The 15659-nt window shown below is 52.9% G+C and carries 8 protein-coding genes, 14 tRNA genes and 1 rRNA gene (1 of these 23 running past the window's edge); all 23 read right to left on the bottom strand.

The annotated features are described in order from the left end of the window. Window positions 1-183 precede the first annotated feature (183 nt). Complete coding sequence (locus PJDR2_RS01160; RefSeq protein WP_012772198.1) at window positions 184-1338, bottom strand: response regulator; 1155 nt, start codon at window positions 1336-1338, stop codon at window positions 184-186. Then, complete coding sequence (locus PJDR2_RS31640; protein WP_150106407.1) at window positions 1319-3157, bottom strand: histidine kinase N-terminal 7TM domain-containing protein; 1839 nt, start codon at window positions 3155-3157, stop codon at window positions 1319-1321. The genes PJDR2_RS01160 and PJDR2_RS31640 overlap by 20 nt, the downstream gene beginning before the upstream one ends. Window positions 3158-3329: 172 nt before the next feature. Continuing rightward, window positions 3330-3406, bottom strand: a tRNA-Pro gene (locus PJDR2_RS01150). Beyond that, window positions 3407-3481, bottom strand: a tRNA-Gly gene (locus PJDR2_RS01145). Between the two features lie 3 nt (window positions 3482-3484). Next, window positions 3485-3571: transfer RNA gene (locus PJDR2_RS01140), tRNA-Leu, on the bottom strand. A gap of 160 nt (window positions 3572-3731) precedes the next feature. After that, a complete protein-coding gene (locus PJDR2_RS01135) occupies window positions 3732-6800 on the bottom strand; it encodes a discoidin domain-containing protein (RefSeq protein WP_012772196.1) in 3069 nt (1022 codons plus the stop codon). A 145-nt stretch (window positions 6801-6945) separates the two neighbouring features. After that, a complete protein-coding gene (locus tag PJDR2_RS01130) occupies window positions 6946-7764 on the bottom strand; it encodes a carbohydrate ABC transporter permease (RefSeq protein WP_012772195.1) in 819 nt (272 codons plus the stop codon). Continuing rightward, window positions 7764-8642 carry a carbohydrate ABC transporter permease gene (locus tag PJDR2_RS01125; RefSeq protein WP_012772194.1) on the bottom strand — a complete coding sequence of 293 codons (879 nt, stop codon included), beginning with the start codon at window positions 8640-8642 and terminating at the stop codon, window positions 7764-7766. Before PJDR2_RS01125 ends, PJDR2_RS01130 begins: the two co-directional genes overlap by 1 nt. A gap of 69 nt (window positions 8643-8711) precedes the next feature. Then, window positions 8712-10055, bottom strand: coding sequence for an ABC transporter substrate-binding protein (locus PJDR2_RS01120; protein ID WP_012772193.1), 1344 nt, complete (start codon window positions 10053-10055; stop codon window positions 8712-8714). Between the two features lie 112 nt (window positions 10056-10167). After that, window positions 10168-11769 carry a helix-turn-helix domain-containing protein gene (locus PJDR2_RS01115; RefSeq protein ID WP_012772192.1) on the bottom strand — a complete coding sequence of 534 codons (1602 nt, stop codon included), beginning with the start codon at window positions 11767-11769 and terminating at the stop codon, window positions 10168-10170. After that, the gene (locus tag PJDR2_RS01110) at window positions 11762-13564 is read right to left on the bottom strand and encodes a sensor histidine kinase (RefSeq protein ID WP_012772191.1); all 1803 of its coding nucleotides are present in this window, start codon (window positions 13562-13564) and stop codon (window positions 11762-11764) included. Before PJDR2_RS01110 ends, PJDR2_RS01115 begins: the two co-directional genes overlap by 8 nt. Before the next feature lie 394 nt (window positions 13565-13958). Beyond that, window positions 13959-14043 (bottom strand) — tRNA-Leu (locus tag PJDR2_RS01105). 16 nt (window positions 14044-14059) lie between these two features. After that, window positions 14060-14132: transfer RNA gene (locus PJDR2_RS01100), tRNA-Lys, on the bottom strand. A 12-nt stretch (window positions 14133-14144) separates the two neighbouring features. Next, a tRNA-Tyr gene (locus PJDR2_RS01095) sits at window positions 14145-14228 on the bottom strand. A 7-nt stretch (window positions 14229-14235) separates the two neighbouring features. Beyond that, window positions 14236-14311: transfer RNA gene (locus PJDR2_RS01090), tRNA-Thr, on the bottom strand. A 26-nt stretch (window positions 14312-14337) separates the two neighbouring features. Further along, window positions 14338-14413, bottom strand: a tRNA-Phe gene (locus PJDR2_RS01085). 15 nt (window positions 14414-14428) lie between these two features. After that, window positions 14429-14505: transfer RNA gene (locus PJDR2_RS01080), tRNA-Asp, on the bottom strand. A gap of 36 nt (window positions 14506-14541) precedes the next feature. Then, a tRNA-Met gene (locus PJDR2_RS01075) sits at window positions 14542-14618 on the bottom strand. A 17-nt stretch (window positions 14619-14635) separates the two neighbouring features. Then, window positions 14636-14711, bottom strand: a tRNA-Val gene (locus PJDR2_RS01070). A gap of 77 nt (window positions 14712-14788) precedes the next feature. Next, window positions 14789-14863, bottom strand: a tRNA-Glu gene (locus PJDR2_RS01065). Window positions 14864-14883: 20 nt separating this feature from the next. After that, window positions 14884-14974 (bottom strand) — tRNA-Ser (locus PJDR2_RS01060). Window positions 14975-14977: 3 nt separating this feature from the next. Beyond that, window positions 14978-15053, bottom strand: a tRNA-Asn gene (locus PJDR2_RS01055). A 153-nt stretch (window positions 15054-15206) separates the two neighbouring features. Next, window positions 15207-15659: ribosomal RNA gene (locus tag PJDR2_RS01050) — 23S ribosomal RNA — on the bottom strand; it runs 2479 nt beyond the window's last position.

Below are 15659 nucleotides of genomic sequence, written 5' to 3'. Positions count from 1 at the left end.
TCCCCTTTCTCTGCACTACCCTTAACCTTGCTCTATGACCGGACTGCCGCAGGCAGACAGATATCGAGCTTTCAGTCTCTAGTCTATTAGGCCCGAATAAAAGATTAATGAAAGAAAGGGACAAAAAAAGACAAAAACCGCGCAGCCGCAAGGCTTTCCGGTTTTTGTCCTTATTCAAAAAAATTATTTTTCCTGCCCGGATATTTCCTTTACAAGAGAATCGTACAGAAACAGCAGCTCCTTGGAAGGCTTGATGCCAAGCTCCTTGCCCAATATCTTGACGTAATCGGTATAATGCGAGGTCAGCCCCTTCTTATCGCCTTCCATCCCGCACTTCTTCATGAGCAGGGCGACCGGCTTCTCGTCAAGCGGATTGCGGTCCCGGAGCTTCAGGAGCAGCTTGGATGCCCCCGCCGTATCCCCGATCTCCAGGAGAACCTGGGCCGCCTCTTGTACAAAAGACGAATAACGCGCGGCCAATTGCTCTGTCTCGTGGATCGCCCAAACGTAGGATTTGCTGCCGAACAGGTCTCCTGTGTAAAGCCTCTCCGCTTTCCTCGCTTCCTCCATATTCCGGGCATCCAGTTTCCCCAGCTCGCCTAGCCGGTATTCAAACGTCTCGTAATCGATGACGGCCCCATCCAGTTCAAGCGCATAGCCGTCGTTCTCCGAACGCACCGCTTCTCTCAATCCGATAGGCTCCAGCGACTTGCGAAGCTGATAGACGGTCGTATTCAGATACTTCTCGGCGTTCGAACCGGTCATTCCCGCGAAAATATCCGCCAGCAGCCGGTGACGGGAAATCCGTTTGCCGCTGTTCAGCAGCAGATAGGCGAACAGCTCCGCGCTTTTGCTGGAGATCCATTTCACTCGTCCCTTATCGTTTCGGACGGAGAAATCCCCAAGCGCCGTGATGATGACAGGAATCGCGTTTACCCGGGCGGACGGCTCCGACGCAGGCGTCAGCTGTGCCGGCTTACGGCTTGACAGCGCCCGGCTAACCGTTCGCCCAAGCCGTTCCTGGGTAACCGGCTTCACCAAATAATCGAGCACCGACAGCTCGAAAGCCTCCAGCGCAAAGTCTTTATGGGAGGTGACAAAAACGACTTGCGTCTTCCTTCCCTTATCCCCCAGCTTGGATGCGATCGCAAGCCCGGATCCGCCCGGCATGGAAATATCCAAAAACGCCAGGTCGATATCCTCGTTCGCGTCCAGGAACGCCTCCGCCTCCTTCGCGTTCGAGAAGGAGCCGACAATGGTCAGCTCCGAGTACTTCTCCAGCATCTTTCTCATAATGAGATGCATAACCGGCTCATCGTCAACCAATACCGCTTTCATTTATCGTCACCGCCATTCTTTCTCTGTCTGCGTTATTCGCACTTTCCTCATGGCTTGCGAAGCCCGGCAGCGTGAAGGAGAAAGTCGTTCCTTCCCCAACCCTGCTCTCGAACCATAGGCTTCCGCCGTGCATGCGGAGAAACTCCCGGGTCAGCACGAGACCAAAACGCATCTCGCCGCCGTCCTCTCCGCTTGCGAAGCCCGGTTCCTTGAAGAACAGCTCATCCCGCCTAAGCAGCATCACCGTTTCTTCATCGATTCCGCTGCCGTTATCCTTCACGTATACGGTCACCTTATCCCTTTCCAAAGCCGCGCCAATCTCGATTCGCCCGCCGATACCGGTGTGCTTGACGGCGTTAGCCAGCAGATTGCGGAAGATCAGGTCCAGCATCTCCTTATCGGCGGATACCGCCAACTTCTCGTCAATCCGCTCTTCAATCCGTATCTGCTTCATCGCTGCCCTTGCGCCGGACAGCGATAAGGCTTGCCGAACGACCTGCTGCAGGTTCCAGTTAAGCGGACGGAAAGCGATTCTGCCGTTCTGGCTGCGGTACCAATCCAAGAGATTGTCGACAAGATCAAACGTTTCCCGAACCTGCTTCTTAATCTCGGGCAAGACCTCGTTCTTCGTCAGGTCCGGCTCGATAGCCTCGGACTCGAGAAGCTCCGTCAAGCTGACGAGAAGGGCAATCGGATCGCGAATATCGTGAGCCATCACCGTAAACAGCTTATCCTTGAAGGCATTGAGCTGCGTAAGCCTCTCCGACTTCTCGCGCAGCCGATCCTCGTTCTCCTTAAGCTCCGTCACGTCGCTAAGCATGATCATTTTCCCTATGGGAGCGGCTCCGGTATCGTAGATGTAGGTCAAGCTGCAAATATAATGCCGGGTCCGCCCGTTCAGCATTCGCTCCAGCGGAAATCGCGCATCCAGGCAATCAGTCTCTTCCAGCCTGCCAAGCAGCGCCGGAGTCGCCCCGAGCAGCTCGCGTGCCGGTACGCTAGCTCCGTCCATGCCGGATAGCTCGGGGTACACCTCCGTTGCCGCTCCGTTGCGGCTTACGATCTGATTCTCGTAATCCAGCAGGATGACGCCGTCCCGAATCGTGTCGAACATCTTTGCGTAAGCGAGCGGCGTCAGCCGTAGCAGCCGGAAACGGTATATCCCCCATGCATAGACAAGGCCGGACAATGCGAAGCCGAGAGGCGTGAAGTCGATCTCTTTGTTAAACATATAGGCAATATTGAAAAGGATAGGTCCCGCCGCTCCAACGACGAGGATAACGATCTGCTTGCGGACGATAGGAACGGCGCGAAGGTACATGGGGATAAAGAGCAGGATGCCAAACAGAAGGATCGTATAGTTATAGACGGCATGAACGGAATACCACGGGCCTTTGACCGTGTTGTATACGGGTACCGAGCCGTCTAAGTTTGGGTAAAATTGCCGGTAAACGAGATGATGCCAGTCGTTCGTCTGGTACAGCAGGTAAGTGGCCGCCGGGATGAGAAATACCGCAAGCGCCGCCTGTTTCCGATGCCGCGCCGCAAAGCCCGTGAACTGGAAGACGATCAGCAGCCAGAACCCGGAGACGAACGGGATGCCCAAATATTCAAGCTGATAGCTCAGCTTCACGTTCATTAAATCTTCGCTTAGAATTTCGAAGGCGTAGCCAATTGCATAAAAGGAAGCCGCGACCATCATGCAGATCATCGTTCGCGCCGCCGGCATATGCCTCCGTTGATAGGAGAGCACTGCAACAAACAGCATAAGCGCCGTTGCCACGCAGAGCAAAACCGACATCCATTGTCTTGTATCCACTTGGCCACCCCTCTCTCCTCTATCTTTCGACAGGATATCATTCGACAAATTCCGCCTAAATCCTTTTGGATTCGCTTCATTGCTCTTTTCGGCTATCTGCACGCAAAAAAAAGCCTCCTATCTTCGCAGATAAAAGGCTTCCGTATGTTCGATATCCGTATAATTAAAAGAATGGTCGGGATGACACGATTTGAACATGCGACCCCCTGGTCCCAAACCAGGTGCTCTACCAAGCTGAGCTACATCCCGTGGAGCGGAAGACGGGAATCGAACCCGCGACCCTCGCCTTGGCAAGGCGATGCTCTACCGCTGAGCCACTTCCGCGTATGGTGCGGTCAAGAGGACTCGAACCTCCACGTCATTGCTGACACTAGAACCTGAATCTAGCGCGTCTGCCAATTCCGCCATGACCGCATTTTTCTAACGCGTAATGAAGATTATATCCCATCATTCGGGGTTATGCAACAGTTATTTTTCATAGGCTTCACGGCTCCCTTCAACGGCAAAAAAGGCCCCCGGGACAGCCGTATCGCCTGTCTGCGGGGCACCTTTTTAAGCGGCTATACAGCCTTTGTTACTTGTAGATCGTAAAGATCAAATCGCGATTGCCGCTGTTCTCCGTCGTCCAGGTAGCCCCTCCGTTCGTCGACAGCCGCTCGAGCCCGCCTGCATACGGATTGCTGTCGCTGTAAGCGAAACCGTATTTGTTGTTAGTCGAGTTGTCGTCAAGCGTCTGCGGAGAGCGGAGAATAAGCCCGTACTTCTTCGTGGTGTCCAGCCCCGTCAGACGCGGATATACCGCGTAAGGCGTCGCTGCTCCCGGAATATTGTTCGGATTCAGCGAAGCGCTGAACAGCTTTTGCACCGGATTGTTGTTCGCGTCGAGCTGAACAATATCCAAATAATAGTTATCCTCCGGTACCTTGTTCACATAGCTTTCGTACAAGTAGACATCCAGTCTCGGCAGGCTCGGCTGGGTTAGCGTAAACGTCTGCATCCTTTGAATGCCCGCGCGAATGTCCGAGTACGCGGAGTACGAGGCATTGCTGTTGTCCTGATCGATAACGTAACCCGTATTGCCGCTGACGTTATAGGCTTCGATCTCGTTTATGGACGGAATAAACCTAGCTTTATTTATATACAGCCGGATTTTGGACGTATTTACGGTAGGAAAGTCGAACACCCGCCGGTCGCCGATCGTGAAGCCCTTCGTCAGGTTCACATAGCTCGAGCCGTTCCAGTATTGCAGGGCGTACGTATCGATCTGGAAGTTCTGGCTGCCGTAAGCGTACTCGTTCACGACAACCCGGTTAACGCTAGTGGCGGAACCAAAGTCAACCTCGATCCACTGGTTGTTGGCCGTGCCGCTCTCCCCGCTCCACCTCGTCGCTTGGCTGCCGTCCGTCACCTTGGAAGCCTCATAACCAGCTTGCGCGGACCAGGTTGACGACGCGGTCGCAGCCTTGCCGGAGGCAAGATTCGCGGTAGCCGTCGGCCATGCGCTGGATTGCGCGGAGACGCGCACGATAACCGATTCGCCCGGCTTCAGCGTGCGGCTGTAGCTGCCGGAGTATGTGCCAAGCTTCGTTTTGCTGTATAGCTCGGTCAGCGTATAGGTCGTACTCGAGCTGAGACCGAGATCGCTGAACGCAACCGATGCATTCTGCGAATTGTTCATATCCCAGTTGGATAGCCCAACGTATTTGTCGCCGTTCGCCGCCGTCAAGTAGACCGCGGTCGGAGGATGTTCGAGCTTATGGTAGAAGTTCGTCATCGACACCGGACGGGCCGCCTTGCCGGCCTTCACCAGATTAAGCAGATCGGAGTTGAACAGCGTCTTCATCCGGTCCTCCGATATAAACGGCACGTTGTCGCCGATAAGGAGATGGCCGCCTCCCATGATAATGGCCGTGGACAGCAGCGTTCCTTCGTTCAGCGTTACCTTATTGAAGCCGTCGATCACGCTTTCCGGGAAGAGCATGTCGGGGTCGTTGTACGAATACAACGTACCGTTCGTCCACCAGGAAGCTGCCGTGTTAAGCGCCTGGCGCTCGATGCCGGGATACGATTCCAGTCCGATTGTCGTATCGACGCCCGTTCTGCGTCCATGCGCGTAACCCGATGGCAGCAGCGGTGCTATCGATTCGTTGATATAAATGGCCTGAGGCGCTGCGAGCAAGGTATCCCGCATGACCTGCATGCCGATCCGGTAGGCTTCCATCCCGTTCTTCGTGGAATCGTAGAAGCTGCCTTCATACATGCCGAGGTCGATAAAGTCGAGCTTGACGTAATCAAAGCCCGGATCGATATGCTGCGTCTGCATGATCCACCGCAAGTAAGCTTGACCGCCGGGATGAGTGGCATCCACGATGTACGTATTAATGTACGACTTGATCGGATTGCCGGAAGCATCCTTAAGCGCAATGTCGCCAAACGTATACGAAGTTGTCGGCACCGTATCCGTCAGGGGATCAAAGATTGCAAACGGAGCGGAATATGTACCGGCCTTCATCCCTTTGCTGTGCACGTAATCGGCGAAGTCCTTCAGATTCTGCACCGGCGTCTTGCTAGGCACGCCCTTATAGCAGCAGTCGAGATTCATATAGTTGTATCCAAGCGACTTCAGATGGGTGTAGAAGTAATCCGTTGTCGGAAGCATCGCATCCGCCGTGCCGTAAGCGTAATACGCGTACCATGTGTTAAAGCCGATCGGCACATCGCCGGTCCAATTCAGCTTTGGCTCGCCAACGGCGTAAGCTTGGCCAAACGTCTCCAGTCCGTCGCGGTAGTCCGTGAAATAACCGAGGAAGAACTTATCGCTCTGCACGGATGTACCGCTTTTTTTCCCGCCGGCGTTGTAGACCGAAAATCCGGTAAGCGGACCGTTTGCCGTGCTGGCCGGGGCCAGGTATTGCATGCTCTTCCACGTCTTTGTCGTAGCCGCACCGGCGACGACGCCCTTCTTGCTTGCATTGTCGAACATGGCCGCAACCCAGTAGCTCTTGCCGTTGAACGCCGACCATGTTTCGCCCGCACCGTAAGGACGGTCGTCGCCGTTCTGGCTGTTGCCGAAATCGTTGACCTGCGCTACGCCAAAATCGTAGTTGTTCGTATAAGGAGTCGTATAAATGCGCTTGTCGCTGCCGGTGCCGATGTCGAGATTGCTCGCCGCGATTGGTTCAAGGAAGTCGATGGTTTGCGAAGTCCCTTTGCTAACCGTCATATCCGAGAGGATATAGGAACGGTTCTCGTACATGGTGATACGCAGCGTTATCGTGGATCCCGAAGCAAGCGCGTTCGTAATCGTCAGCAGCTTGCCGCTTGTGCCATAACCGTCGTTACCGGTTGTCGTCCAGCTTGCGGTCCGGGTCGCCGAATCGGTCGACTTGTATCTGGTTGAGCTTCCGCTGATCGCATAGTCGGAGTAAAAATCGCTGATGAGTGTTGTGCTGCCTTCCTTGAACGTGCCTTTACCCGTGGACAGGTCATACGCAACGGTAATCGTCCCGTTGGTAGCGTTTACAATATTGCCCGTCTGAGAGATCGACACGGGTGCCGCATACGTCGTACGGGTGCCGACAGGCAGCAATACCGACAGGAGCAGCGAGAGAAGCAGCATAACCTTCATGCCATTCTTTCTCATTATTTTCCCTCCTAATGAGTGGTGATGAGCAGACAACCCTGCTCTCGCCACCCATTGTACGACAGTCGCCAAACCAAAATAATCCAATTTTTTGTGTGATCGATGTCCGCTTTTTTGCTTAGCCGATTCTCAGCTTCGTTGCGCGTCAGCCTTTGATCGCCCCGGCGGCAATTCCTTTGATAATGAAACGCTGCATGAATAGGAAGAAGACGATAATCGGGATAAGCCCCATTACCGCATACGCGAACGCAAGGTTCAAATCGCTGCTGTACTGCCCGAAGAAGAAGTACTGCTGCAGCGGTATCGTCCGGAAGTCTTTGTTCTGCAGGTAGAGTAACGGCAGCAAGAAGTCGTTCCAGATATAGAGCGCGTTCAGCACAAGCACCGTTGCGGTCACGGGCTTCAGCAGCGGCATAACGATACGGATGAAAATACCCGGCGTAGAGCAGCCGTCAATGCGGGCGGCCTCTTCTATCTCGCGGGAGATGCCCCGCACGAAGCCGGTAAAGAACAGAACCCCGGACTGAACGCCGAATCCGCCGTAGATCACGACGATTCCCCAGTAATTGTTCAGCATATCAAGCGATTTGCCCAGCTGGTAGAGCGGAAGCATCGTTACTTGGAAAGGCACCATCATACCCGAAAGAAACAACAGGAAAAAGAAGTTGTACAGCGGCTTGTTGCCGCGCGCAATCGCGTACCCGCTCAAGGCGGAAATAACCAGGATAAGCAGTACCGAAAGGGCAGTGATGATTACGCTGTTCAGAAACGCGGTCGGGTACTTTGACGTATCCCAGGCATGGTAGAAGTTAGCTAAATCCAGGGATGACGGCAGTGCGTAAAAGGAATCAAAGGTCTGCTTCGCCGATTTGAGCGCCATAAGCACGGCGACGTAGAGCGGAAACAGAAACACGGCGGCAACCGCCGCAACGGCAATAAACACAAGCAATCGCGTGCTTCTCATTACATCTCCACCTCCCGCTTTCTGAATATCGTCACTTGCACGACCGTTACGATGACCAGAATAACAAAGAAGATCATTGATAGCGCCATGCCGTACCCTGCTTTAAACGAGGAGAACGCGTTTTTATAAATAAACGTCGAGATAACCTCGGTAGCAAAGCCCGGCCCGCCGTTTGTCGTAACAAGCACGAGATCGAATACTTTCAGCGAACCGGTCAGGACGAGCAGCATGTTAATCGTCACCGACGGCGCAAGCAGCGGCAGCGTAACGTTGCGGAATACCCGGAGCGGCCCTGCTCCGTCGATGCGCGCGCTTTCCGACAACTCGGCCGGAATACCCTGTAGGCCAGCAATATAGATGATCATCGGCGCGCCAATACCCTGCCAGACGGCGATGATGATGAGACCGTACAGCGCGCGATCGGGATTGCCCAACGGACTGGTTACGTCCATCCCGAGATGGGCGAGCAGCCTCGGAAACCCTTGGCTGTAGTTATAGCTCCAGATGAAGCCGGCGAGTATAACCGAAATAACGCTTGGCAAAAAGAAAATCGTGCGGAACAAATTCCGCAGCGGCAAGTAGCTGTCGAGCAGCAGCGCAAACAGAAGAGCAACAAGATTGACGAGCAGCGTAAGAATGATCGCATATTTGAACGTGTTGCCAAGAACCGTCCACAGATCGGCGTCCTGGAGCGCATTCACGTAATTGTCCCAGCCAATATAAGTCAACTTGCGGGAAATGCCGTCCCAGTTCGTGAACGAATAACGTATCCCCGTTACGAAAGGTAAGATAACGGCGAACGTGAACAACAGCACGCCCGGAACAAGGAACAGAATGTACCACATCTCGCGTCGAATCGTTTTTTTCAAGACTTCCATCAGCTTTCTCTCCTTTCCGAAAGGAACGGCATAGGCTGTACCTATGCCGTTCGCGTCGCCAGTCCTCTATTATTTATGGTTTTTGGCAACCCAATCGTCGAGATCCTTAATGATGTCGTCTGCCGTTGCCTTGTTGAAAAATACTTTTTGCACATATTGGGAGAACTGCGTCGTCCAGTCAATCGTTGTTGTAATATACACTTGCGAGTTGTACAACTGACCGTTATCGAAGTAAGGCTTCAACTCCGAGACGGCGGGAGCGATATCTGCCGAAGCTCCTTTTACGTAAGTCAACGTCTTCACGTTCTCTACCCATGTATTTGCCGCAGGGACGCTAGCCAAGTAAGCAAGGAATTTCATGGCGGCTTCCTTATGCTCGGACTTGCTGTTCACCGCTACTGATGCATCCGGGTTGAACTCCAGCTTGTTAAGAGCCGGATCATTGCTGAACGGATACGGGAAGTAACCCATGCCGGTTGCGAACAGCTCCGGATTTTTCTTCTCGATGTCCGGCAGCGGCCAAGTGCCCATGTACATCATGGCGGCTTCTTCACGGGCGAACATGTCGACAGCACCGTTGTAATCAACGCCCAGCTGGTCTTTGTTGCCGTATTTGAACATGTCGAGTGCATGTTGAATCGTCGTCTTCGTTGCCGGGTTATCAGCGAATTTCGCTTCACCCTTCTCCAGCTTGTCGAAGAAGTCGGTCTGCTTGTCAACGAGCACCGTGTTGCTCGGGAAGTCGCGGCTCAGCCACATGCCAAGCGGCCAGCCGTCTTTCCAGCCAAGCGCAAACGGCGTTTTGCCCGAGTCTTTGATTTTTTGCGCCGCCGCGATAAGCGCATCGTAGGTCGTTGGAATCTCGATACCGAGATCGGCGAAAATTTTCTTGTTATAAAAAACGGCGATTGGTCCCGCGTTCAGCGGCATGATGTAGTTACGGCCGTCCGTCGCTTGCTCGGCGAGCACGCCCGGATCGAAGGTTTTCATAAATTCCTGGTCGGTCAAGTCTTCCAGGTAACCGCCGTCCTTGTACAGCTTGGTCGTGCTGCCCGCGTTTAAGGTAAATACGTCGACGATATCGCCGCTGGCGAGCTTTGTCTTCAGCAGCGTAGCGTAGTCGTCGAACTTGACCGGCTGTACGTCCACTTTGATATTCGGATTTTCCGCTTCGAACTGCTCGACGATTTTGTTAATGCCGTCCGTCGCGTCACTCTTGAAATGCATGAACGAGATCGTAACCGGTTCGGTATCTTCCGTTGCCGGCGCGCTCGCCGATTCCGTTGCCGAGTTGGCGGGCGCCGAAGCCGTATTGGCCGGGCTTGCGGCATTATTGCCGTTATTTCCGCCACAAGCGCTCAGCAGCGCGGTCATCATGGCAACGCTGAGACCAAGGCCGAGTTTCTTGTTCATATTCATATCCCCTTTGTCTGATGTTCTCGGATCGAGCGTTCTCGTTCGTCCTGATGCTCAGTTTACTGATTGTTCGCGTCTGCAGGAATAAAATAAATTGGAGATGCGATGTTCAATTTTTTGCAGGCTGGGATACGGACAACGGCAACTCCCGGAATTCCGATGGAGTCTGTCCGGTAAATTTCTTGAATACCTGGCTAAAATACCTCTGATTCTCGTAACCGACCAGCTCGGCGATATCGCTTACTTTGCGGTCGGATTCGCGGAGCAGCTCGCACGCCTTCTCCATTCGCTTTCGCGTTACGTATTCAATGAAATTTACCCCGGTTGCGGCTTTGAATTGCCGGCTCAAGTAGCTCGGGTCCATGTGATAGCGGGTTGCCATGTCGATCAGGCCAACATCTTCAAAATAATGCCCGTCCAAATACGCCACAATCTCGCTCATGGGATTAGACGCATCACTCGAAGAAGCCCTTGCGCGTATATGCGCTTCTATCGCCGCCGACAGCTCCGCCACGTAGGCGTGAAGCGCGGAGAGCGTCATTACGCTATCGATCGCGCGTTGATCAGCCAGCAGCGGACTAGCCGTCGTAATAGCCGGCCACTCGCTTCCGGCGGCAGCGCCAAGCTTGCGCAGCTCCTTCTGCGCGCTCCGAATGGTCAGCGATTCCGACATCTCCGCTTTGCGCGCAAACTCGCCAAGCATTCTGCGAACCGAAGCCGTTTGTCCGCCGACGATCGCTTGCTGCAGCAGCTTCGCGTCGAATCCGCCGAGCATCTCGCCACGCTCATGAGGCGTACCGGCAGACATTACGGAGAACTCGGTTCCTCGCAGCGTGCTGCCGTACAGACGTTCGCTCGCTTCCTCAAAAGCCTCCGGCAATTGGTCCAGTCGTTCGCGCGGATCGCTTAATCCAACAACGGCATAGAGCTGCAGCATACGGCTCGTTGTCTCATGGAAGGGCAGCAGCATTTCCCGCACGGTCCCGCCGTCCATAGACGGCTCTGACAGCAGCAGGCAAAGACGCTGACGGTCGTCCGATTTGAATACGTATAGCGGCGCGCCGCTCGTCAATTCGTTCATCATATTTTCGATACTAAACATAAGCAGATCCGCATTGCCGTTGAACTTGGTTTCCGCGAGCTCGCGAAATCGTCGAAGCATGCAGACGGCAAGCCGGTAGCGGCCTGTAGCCGGACTCGTGAGAAGCTCCGCTGCTTGGGAGACGATATCGGCGTTGCCCACTATTCGCCGTCCCGTCACGTTTTGCAGAAACGTCTCGGTACGCAGCTTGCGCATTTCGTTTGCGAATTGCTGGCGCTGCTCGACGCTCATATGGCTGCGGCTGGCCTGTATAGCCTTGACCATCGCATCCTTCAGATCTGCATGCGACACCGGCTTAAGCACGTATTCGCATGCCTGGTAGGCGACAGCCGCCTTCATATATTCGAATTGCGAATGACCGCTGATCACGACAACCTTAATATGGTTGTAACGGTGATACAATTGCTCGAGGAACTGCTGGCCGTTCATGACCGGCATATTCATATCCGTTACGATGATATGGGGCTTGCTAACCGGGATGAGCTCAAGCGCTTCCGCTCCGTTTCGGGCTTCCGCGACAACCTCGACATCCAGCTGCAGCTCATCTATCATTTTGCCAACCGATTTGCGCCCCCACGGCTCGTCATCAACGACCATTACCTTAAACATGAGATTCTCCCCGCTTTCTGCATGGAATTCGGATACGAATAACCGTCCCTTCGCCCAGCTTGCTGTCCAATTCGAGGCCATACGAATCGCCGTATGCAAGCCGTATGCGTTCGTGAACGTTTTTTAACCCAATCGAGACCCCCGAGAATACTTCCATCGACTTCTTCTCCATGTCGTTGCGCAGCACCGCCAGCTTGTCTGGGGCTATACCCGGACCGTTGTCGCTGACGGATAATACAATTGTTCCTTCATCCGTTTCAGCCTTGACTCGAATGAGCAGCTGCCCGTCATCCGGACCGCCAAGTGCGTGTATGACGGCATTCTCTATAATCGGCTGCATAACGAAACGAATCGTGGAGGCCTCCATTAACGATTCCGGCACGTCAAATTCCATGCGCAGCGACTCCTCGAACCGAAACTGCTGGATATACAAATAGTTGCCGACATGCGCCAGCTCCTGCCGAACCGTGGACTCCGTATTTCCCTCATAGAAGCTGTAGCGGAACAAGTCGCCAAGAGAACGGCACATCTCCGGAATCTCATAATCCCCGATCAGTACGGCCTTACCGCCTATCGTTTGCAGCGTATTGTACAAAAAGTGCGGGTTAATCTGCATTTGCAGAGCAAGCAGCTGAGCTTCTTTGTTCCGAAGCTGCATCTGGTAACGCTGCTCGATCAGCTCCCGTATTTTTTCTGTCATGAAGTTGAAGCTTCGGGTCAGCTCGGATATATCATCCCGATAACGATACGGCTGTGACAGCGTGACGTGGAAGTTGCCGTTGCGCACCTTTTTCATCGCCTGGCCAAGTCGTTTAATAGGTCGGGTCAAATATTGCTGGGCAAAAAGCGACAGCAGCGAGATACACACTACGGCAAACACCACTGCCCCAATGGCGATTAAGAGTGTATTGTTGCGATGGCGAGCCAGCTCTTCGTTCGGATAGATAATGGTCAGCGTCGAGTTGCCGTTATCCAGATAGGAAGTGCTGACAAGCAGATCCTGGCGCTGTTCGAATCGAAGCTCCTTCGGTTTATTTTTCATCCGTATATCCGGTGCATCAAATGTAGGCACGATACCATCGTATTTGTCGCTCGTATGGTAGAAGGTCTCGCCCCTGGAGTTACGCAGCACGATTACATTCGGAGATTGATTATTTGCCTCAATGACTTTAGTAAGCTCCTTCATCTGAATGTAAAAGACAAGCGTGCCGATTTTACTATGGTAGAACGGATCGTATATCGTAATGGCAAATACGAAAAAGTCCTGCTTAAACGAAGAATCCCTGTAGGAAAAGGAGAGTGAGTTCTGAAACGGCAAATCGAGCATGTCCTCGTAATGGGGGATGCTCTCGTTAAGAGGGATAGCATCATAACTGGCAGCTCTCGACCAAAATTCCTTTAGCTTATTGTCCTTGCCAAAAATCATGATTTTAATGACGTTATCCTTGTTCTTATTGGAGACAAGCGCATAGTAGCTCTTCAGCGACTCGCCAAGAGCAAAGAAATCCTCGTCATTCACGTTACGGCCGTGCTCCATCAAATTCATGACACGGGGGAAGCCGTACACCTGCAGGGCTGAAGATGACAGGTCGCGGAAATATTGATTCAAGTAGCCGGCCACATACTGCGCATTCTGGCTGGTACTGCGGTACATCGTGCGTTCCAGCGATTTCGTGCTTGATTCGTAAAAGAGATAAGACAGCACAAGCATCGGAACGAGTGACGTGATCACGCTGCTCCATACAATCTTTGTCCGGATACTCCGGTTGACGAATAGCCACTTCATTAACTTCATGGCTGCGGACCTTTCTGACTCTTAACCACCGGAAAGACGGAAACATCTATTACTCCAAATATCCGAATCCTCTCTTCCATCCGTAATACTTGGCCAACTTGTGTAGAGCTAGTCCAACCGATCATGCTACCCCTCGCTTTTTATAATGAAATCGATGCCATATGGTGATGATGCATTATACCGTCTGGGCCGAATACCTGCAATTCAATTTATCGTTAATTCCATGTTCAATTTTTTGACTGATATAACTGTTCAAAAATTGAACTTCTCATCGATTAAGCGCTTACAATTTGCGAGGAAAAATTATTTGCATCCTATCCGAAGCAGCTCAACATCCATTTCGAGAAAAACAAAAAGAGCCTTGCTTAGCAAGGCTCCGTAATTTCAAATCGTATGGTGCGGTTGATGGGACTTGAACCCATACGCCCGGTGGGCACTACCCCCTCAAGATAGCGTGTCTGCCGTTCCACCACAACCGCGAAAAGCAAGGTAAAGTGAGCCATGAAGGACTCGAACCTTCGACACCCTGATTAAAAGTCAGGTGCTCTACCAACTGAGCTAATGGCTCTCAAAGAAAAAATGGTGGAGGGTGATGGATTCGAACCACCGAACCGTTAGGAAGAGATTTACAGTCTCCCGCGTTTGGCCACTTCGCTAACCCTCCGTAAAAATGGTGCCGGCGATAGGAGTCGAACCCACGACCTACTGATTACAAGTCAGTTGCTCTACCAACTGAGCTACACCGGCATATTAACTTTTCCAACCATCTAACATGGTGGCTCGGGACGGAATCGAACCGCCGACACGAGGATTTTCAGTCCTCTGCTCTACCAACTGAGCTACCGAGCCTGATGTTTGATTAAATGGCGGAGCTGACGGGATTCGAACCCGCGGTCTCCTGCGTGACAGGCAGGCATGTTAGGCCTCTACACCACAGCTCCACATCGAATTCTCGGTACAAACCGAAGATAAAGTTTTGGTTGCGGGGGCAGGATTTGAACCTGCGGCCTTCGGGTTATGAGCCCGACGAGCTACCGAGCTGCTCCACCCCGCGTCATTGTAAAACATATATGGTGGAGGCTGAGGGGATCGAACCCCCGACCCTCTGCTTGTAAGGCAGATGCTCTCCCAGCTGAGCTAAGCCTCCATACTGTATAACCCCGGGGTCCCCGAAAAATAATCGGAATAACCTACGAAGCGCTGCTTCACTTTTTGGGGTAAAATTGGTGACCCGTAGGGGATTCGAACCCCTGTTACCTCCGTGAAAGGGAGGTGTCTTAACCCCTTGACCAACGGGCCGTATCAAAATAAAAGTTTTATGGCAGAGAGGAAGGGATTCGAACCCTCGAGACCCGGTTAGAGCCTACACGATTTCCAATCGTGCTCCTTCGACCACTCGGACACCTCTCTATATGGCTCCCCGAACAGGACTCGAACCTGTGACAACTCGATTAACAGTCGAGTGCTCTACCAACTGAGCTATCAGGGAACATTAAGAAAAAAGGCAAAGCCCAATAAAAAACCCACTTCATGGTGGGTGTTTATTTATGCTATAAACATAAAACACCGTAAGTAACTGAATATGATTCACACAAAACATTAGCTGGTTTATGTTTACGAAGTTAATACTTCATAAAGTTTGTAGGATAAGCCCTCGACCGATTAGTATTCGTCAGCTCCACACATTGCTGTGCTTCCACCCCGAACCTATCAACCTCGTCGTCTTCAAGGGGTCTTACTAATTGGGAAATCTCATCTTGAGGGGGGCTTCACGCTTAGATGCTTTCAGCGCTTATCCCGTCCGTACTTGGCTACCCAGCGGTGCTCCTGGCGGAACAACTGGTACACCAGCGGTACGTCCATCCCGGTCCTCTCGTACTAAGGACAGCTCCTCTCAAATTTCCTGCGCCCGCGACAGATAGGGACCGAACTGTCTCACGACGTTCTGAACCCAGCTCGCGTACCGCTTTAATGGGCGAACAGCCCAACCCTTGGGACCTACTTCAGCCCCAGGATGCGATGAGCCGACATCGAGGTGCCAAACCTCCCCGTCGATGTGGACTCTTGGGGGAGATAAGCCTGTTATCCCCAGGGT

It is taken from the genome of Paenibacillus sp. JDR-2, from assembly GCF_000023585.1.
Taxonomy (GTDB): domain Bacteria; phylum Bacillota; class Bacilli; order Paenibacillales; family Paenibacillaceae; genus Pristimantibacillus.
Note: the sequence above shows the minus strand (reverse complement) of the source record. Positions and strands in the feature narration are given on the sequence as shown.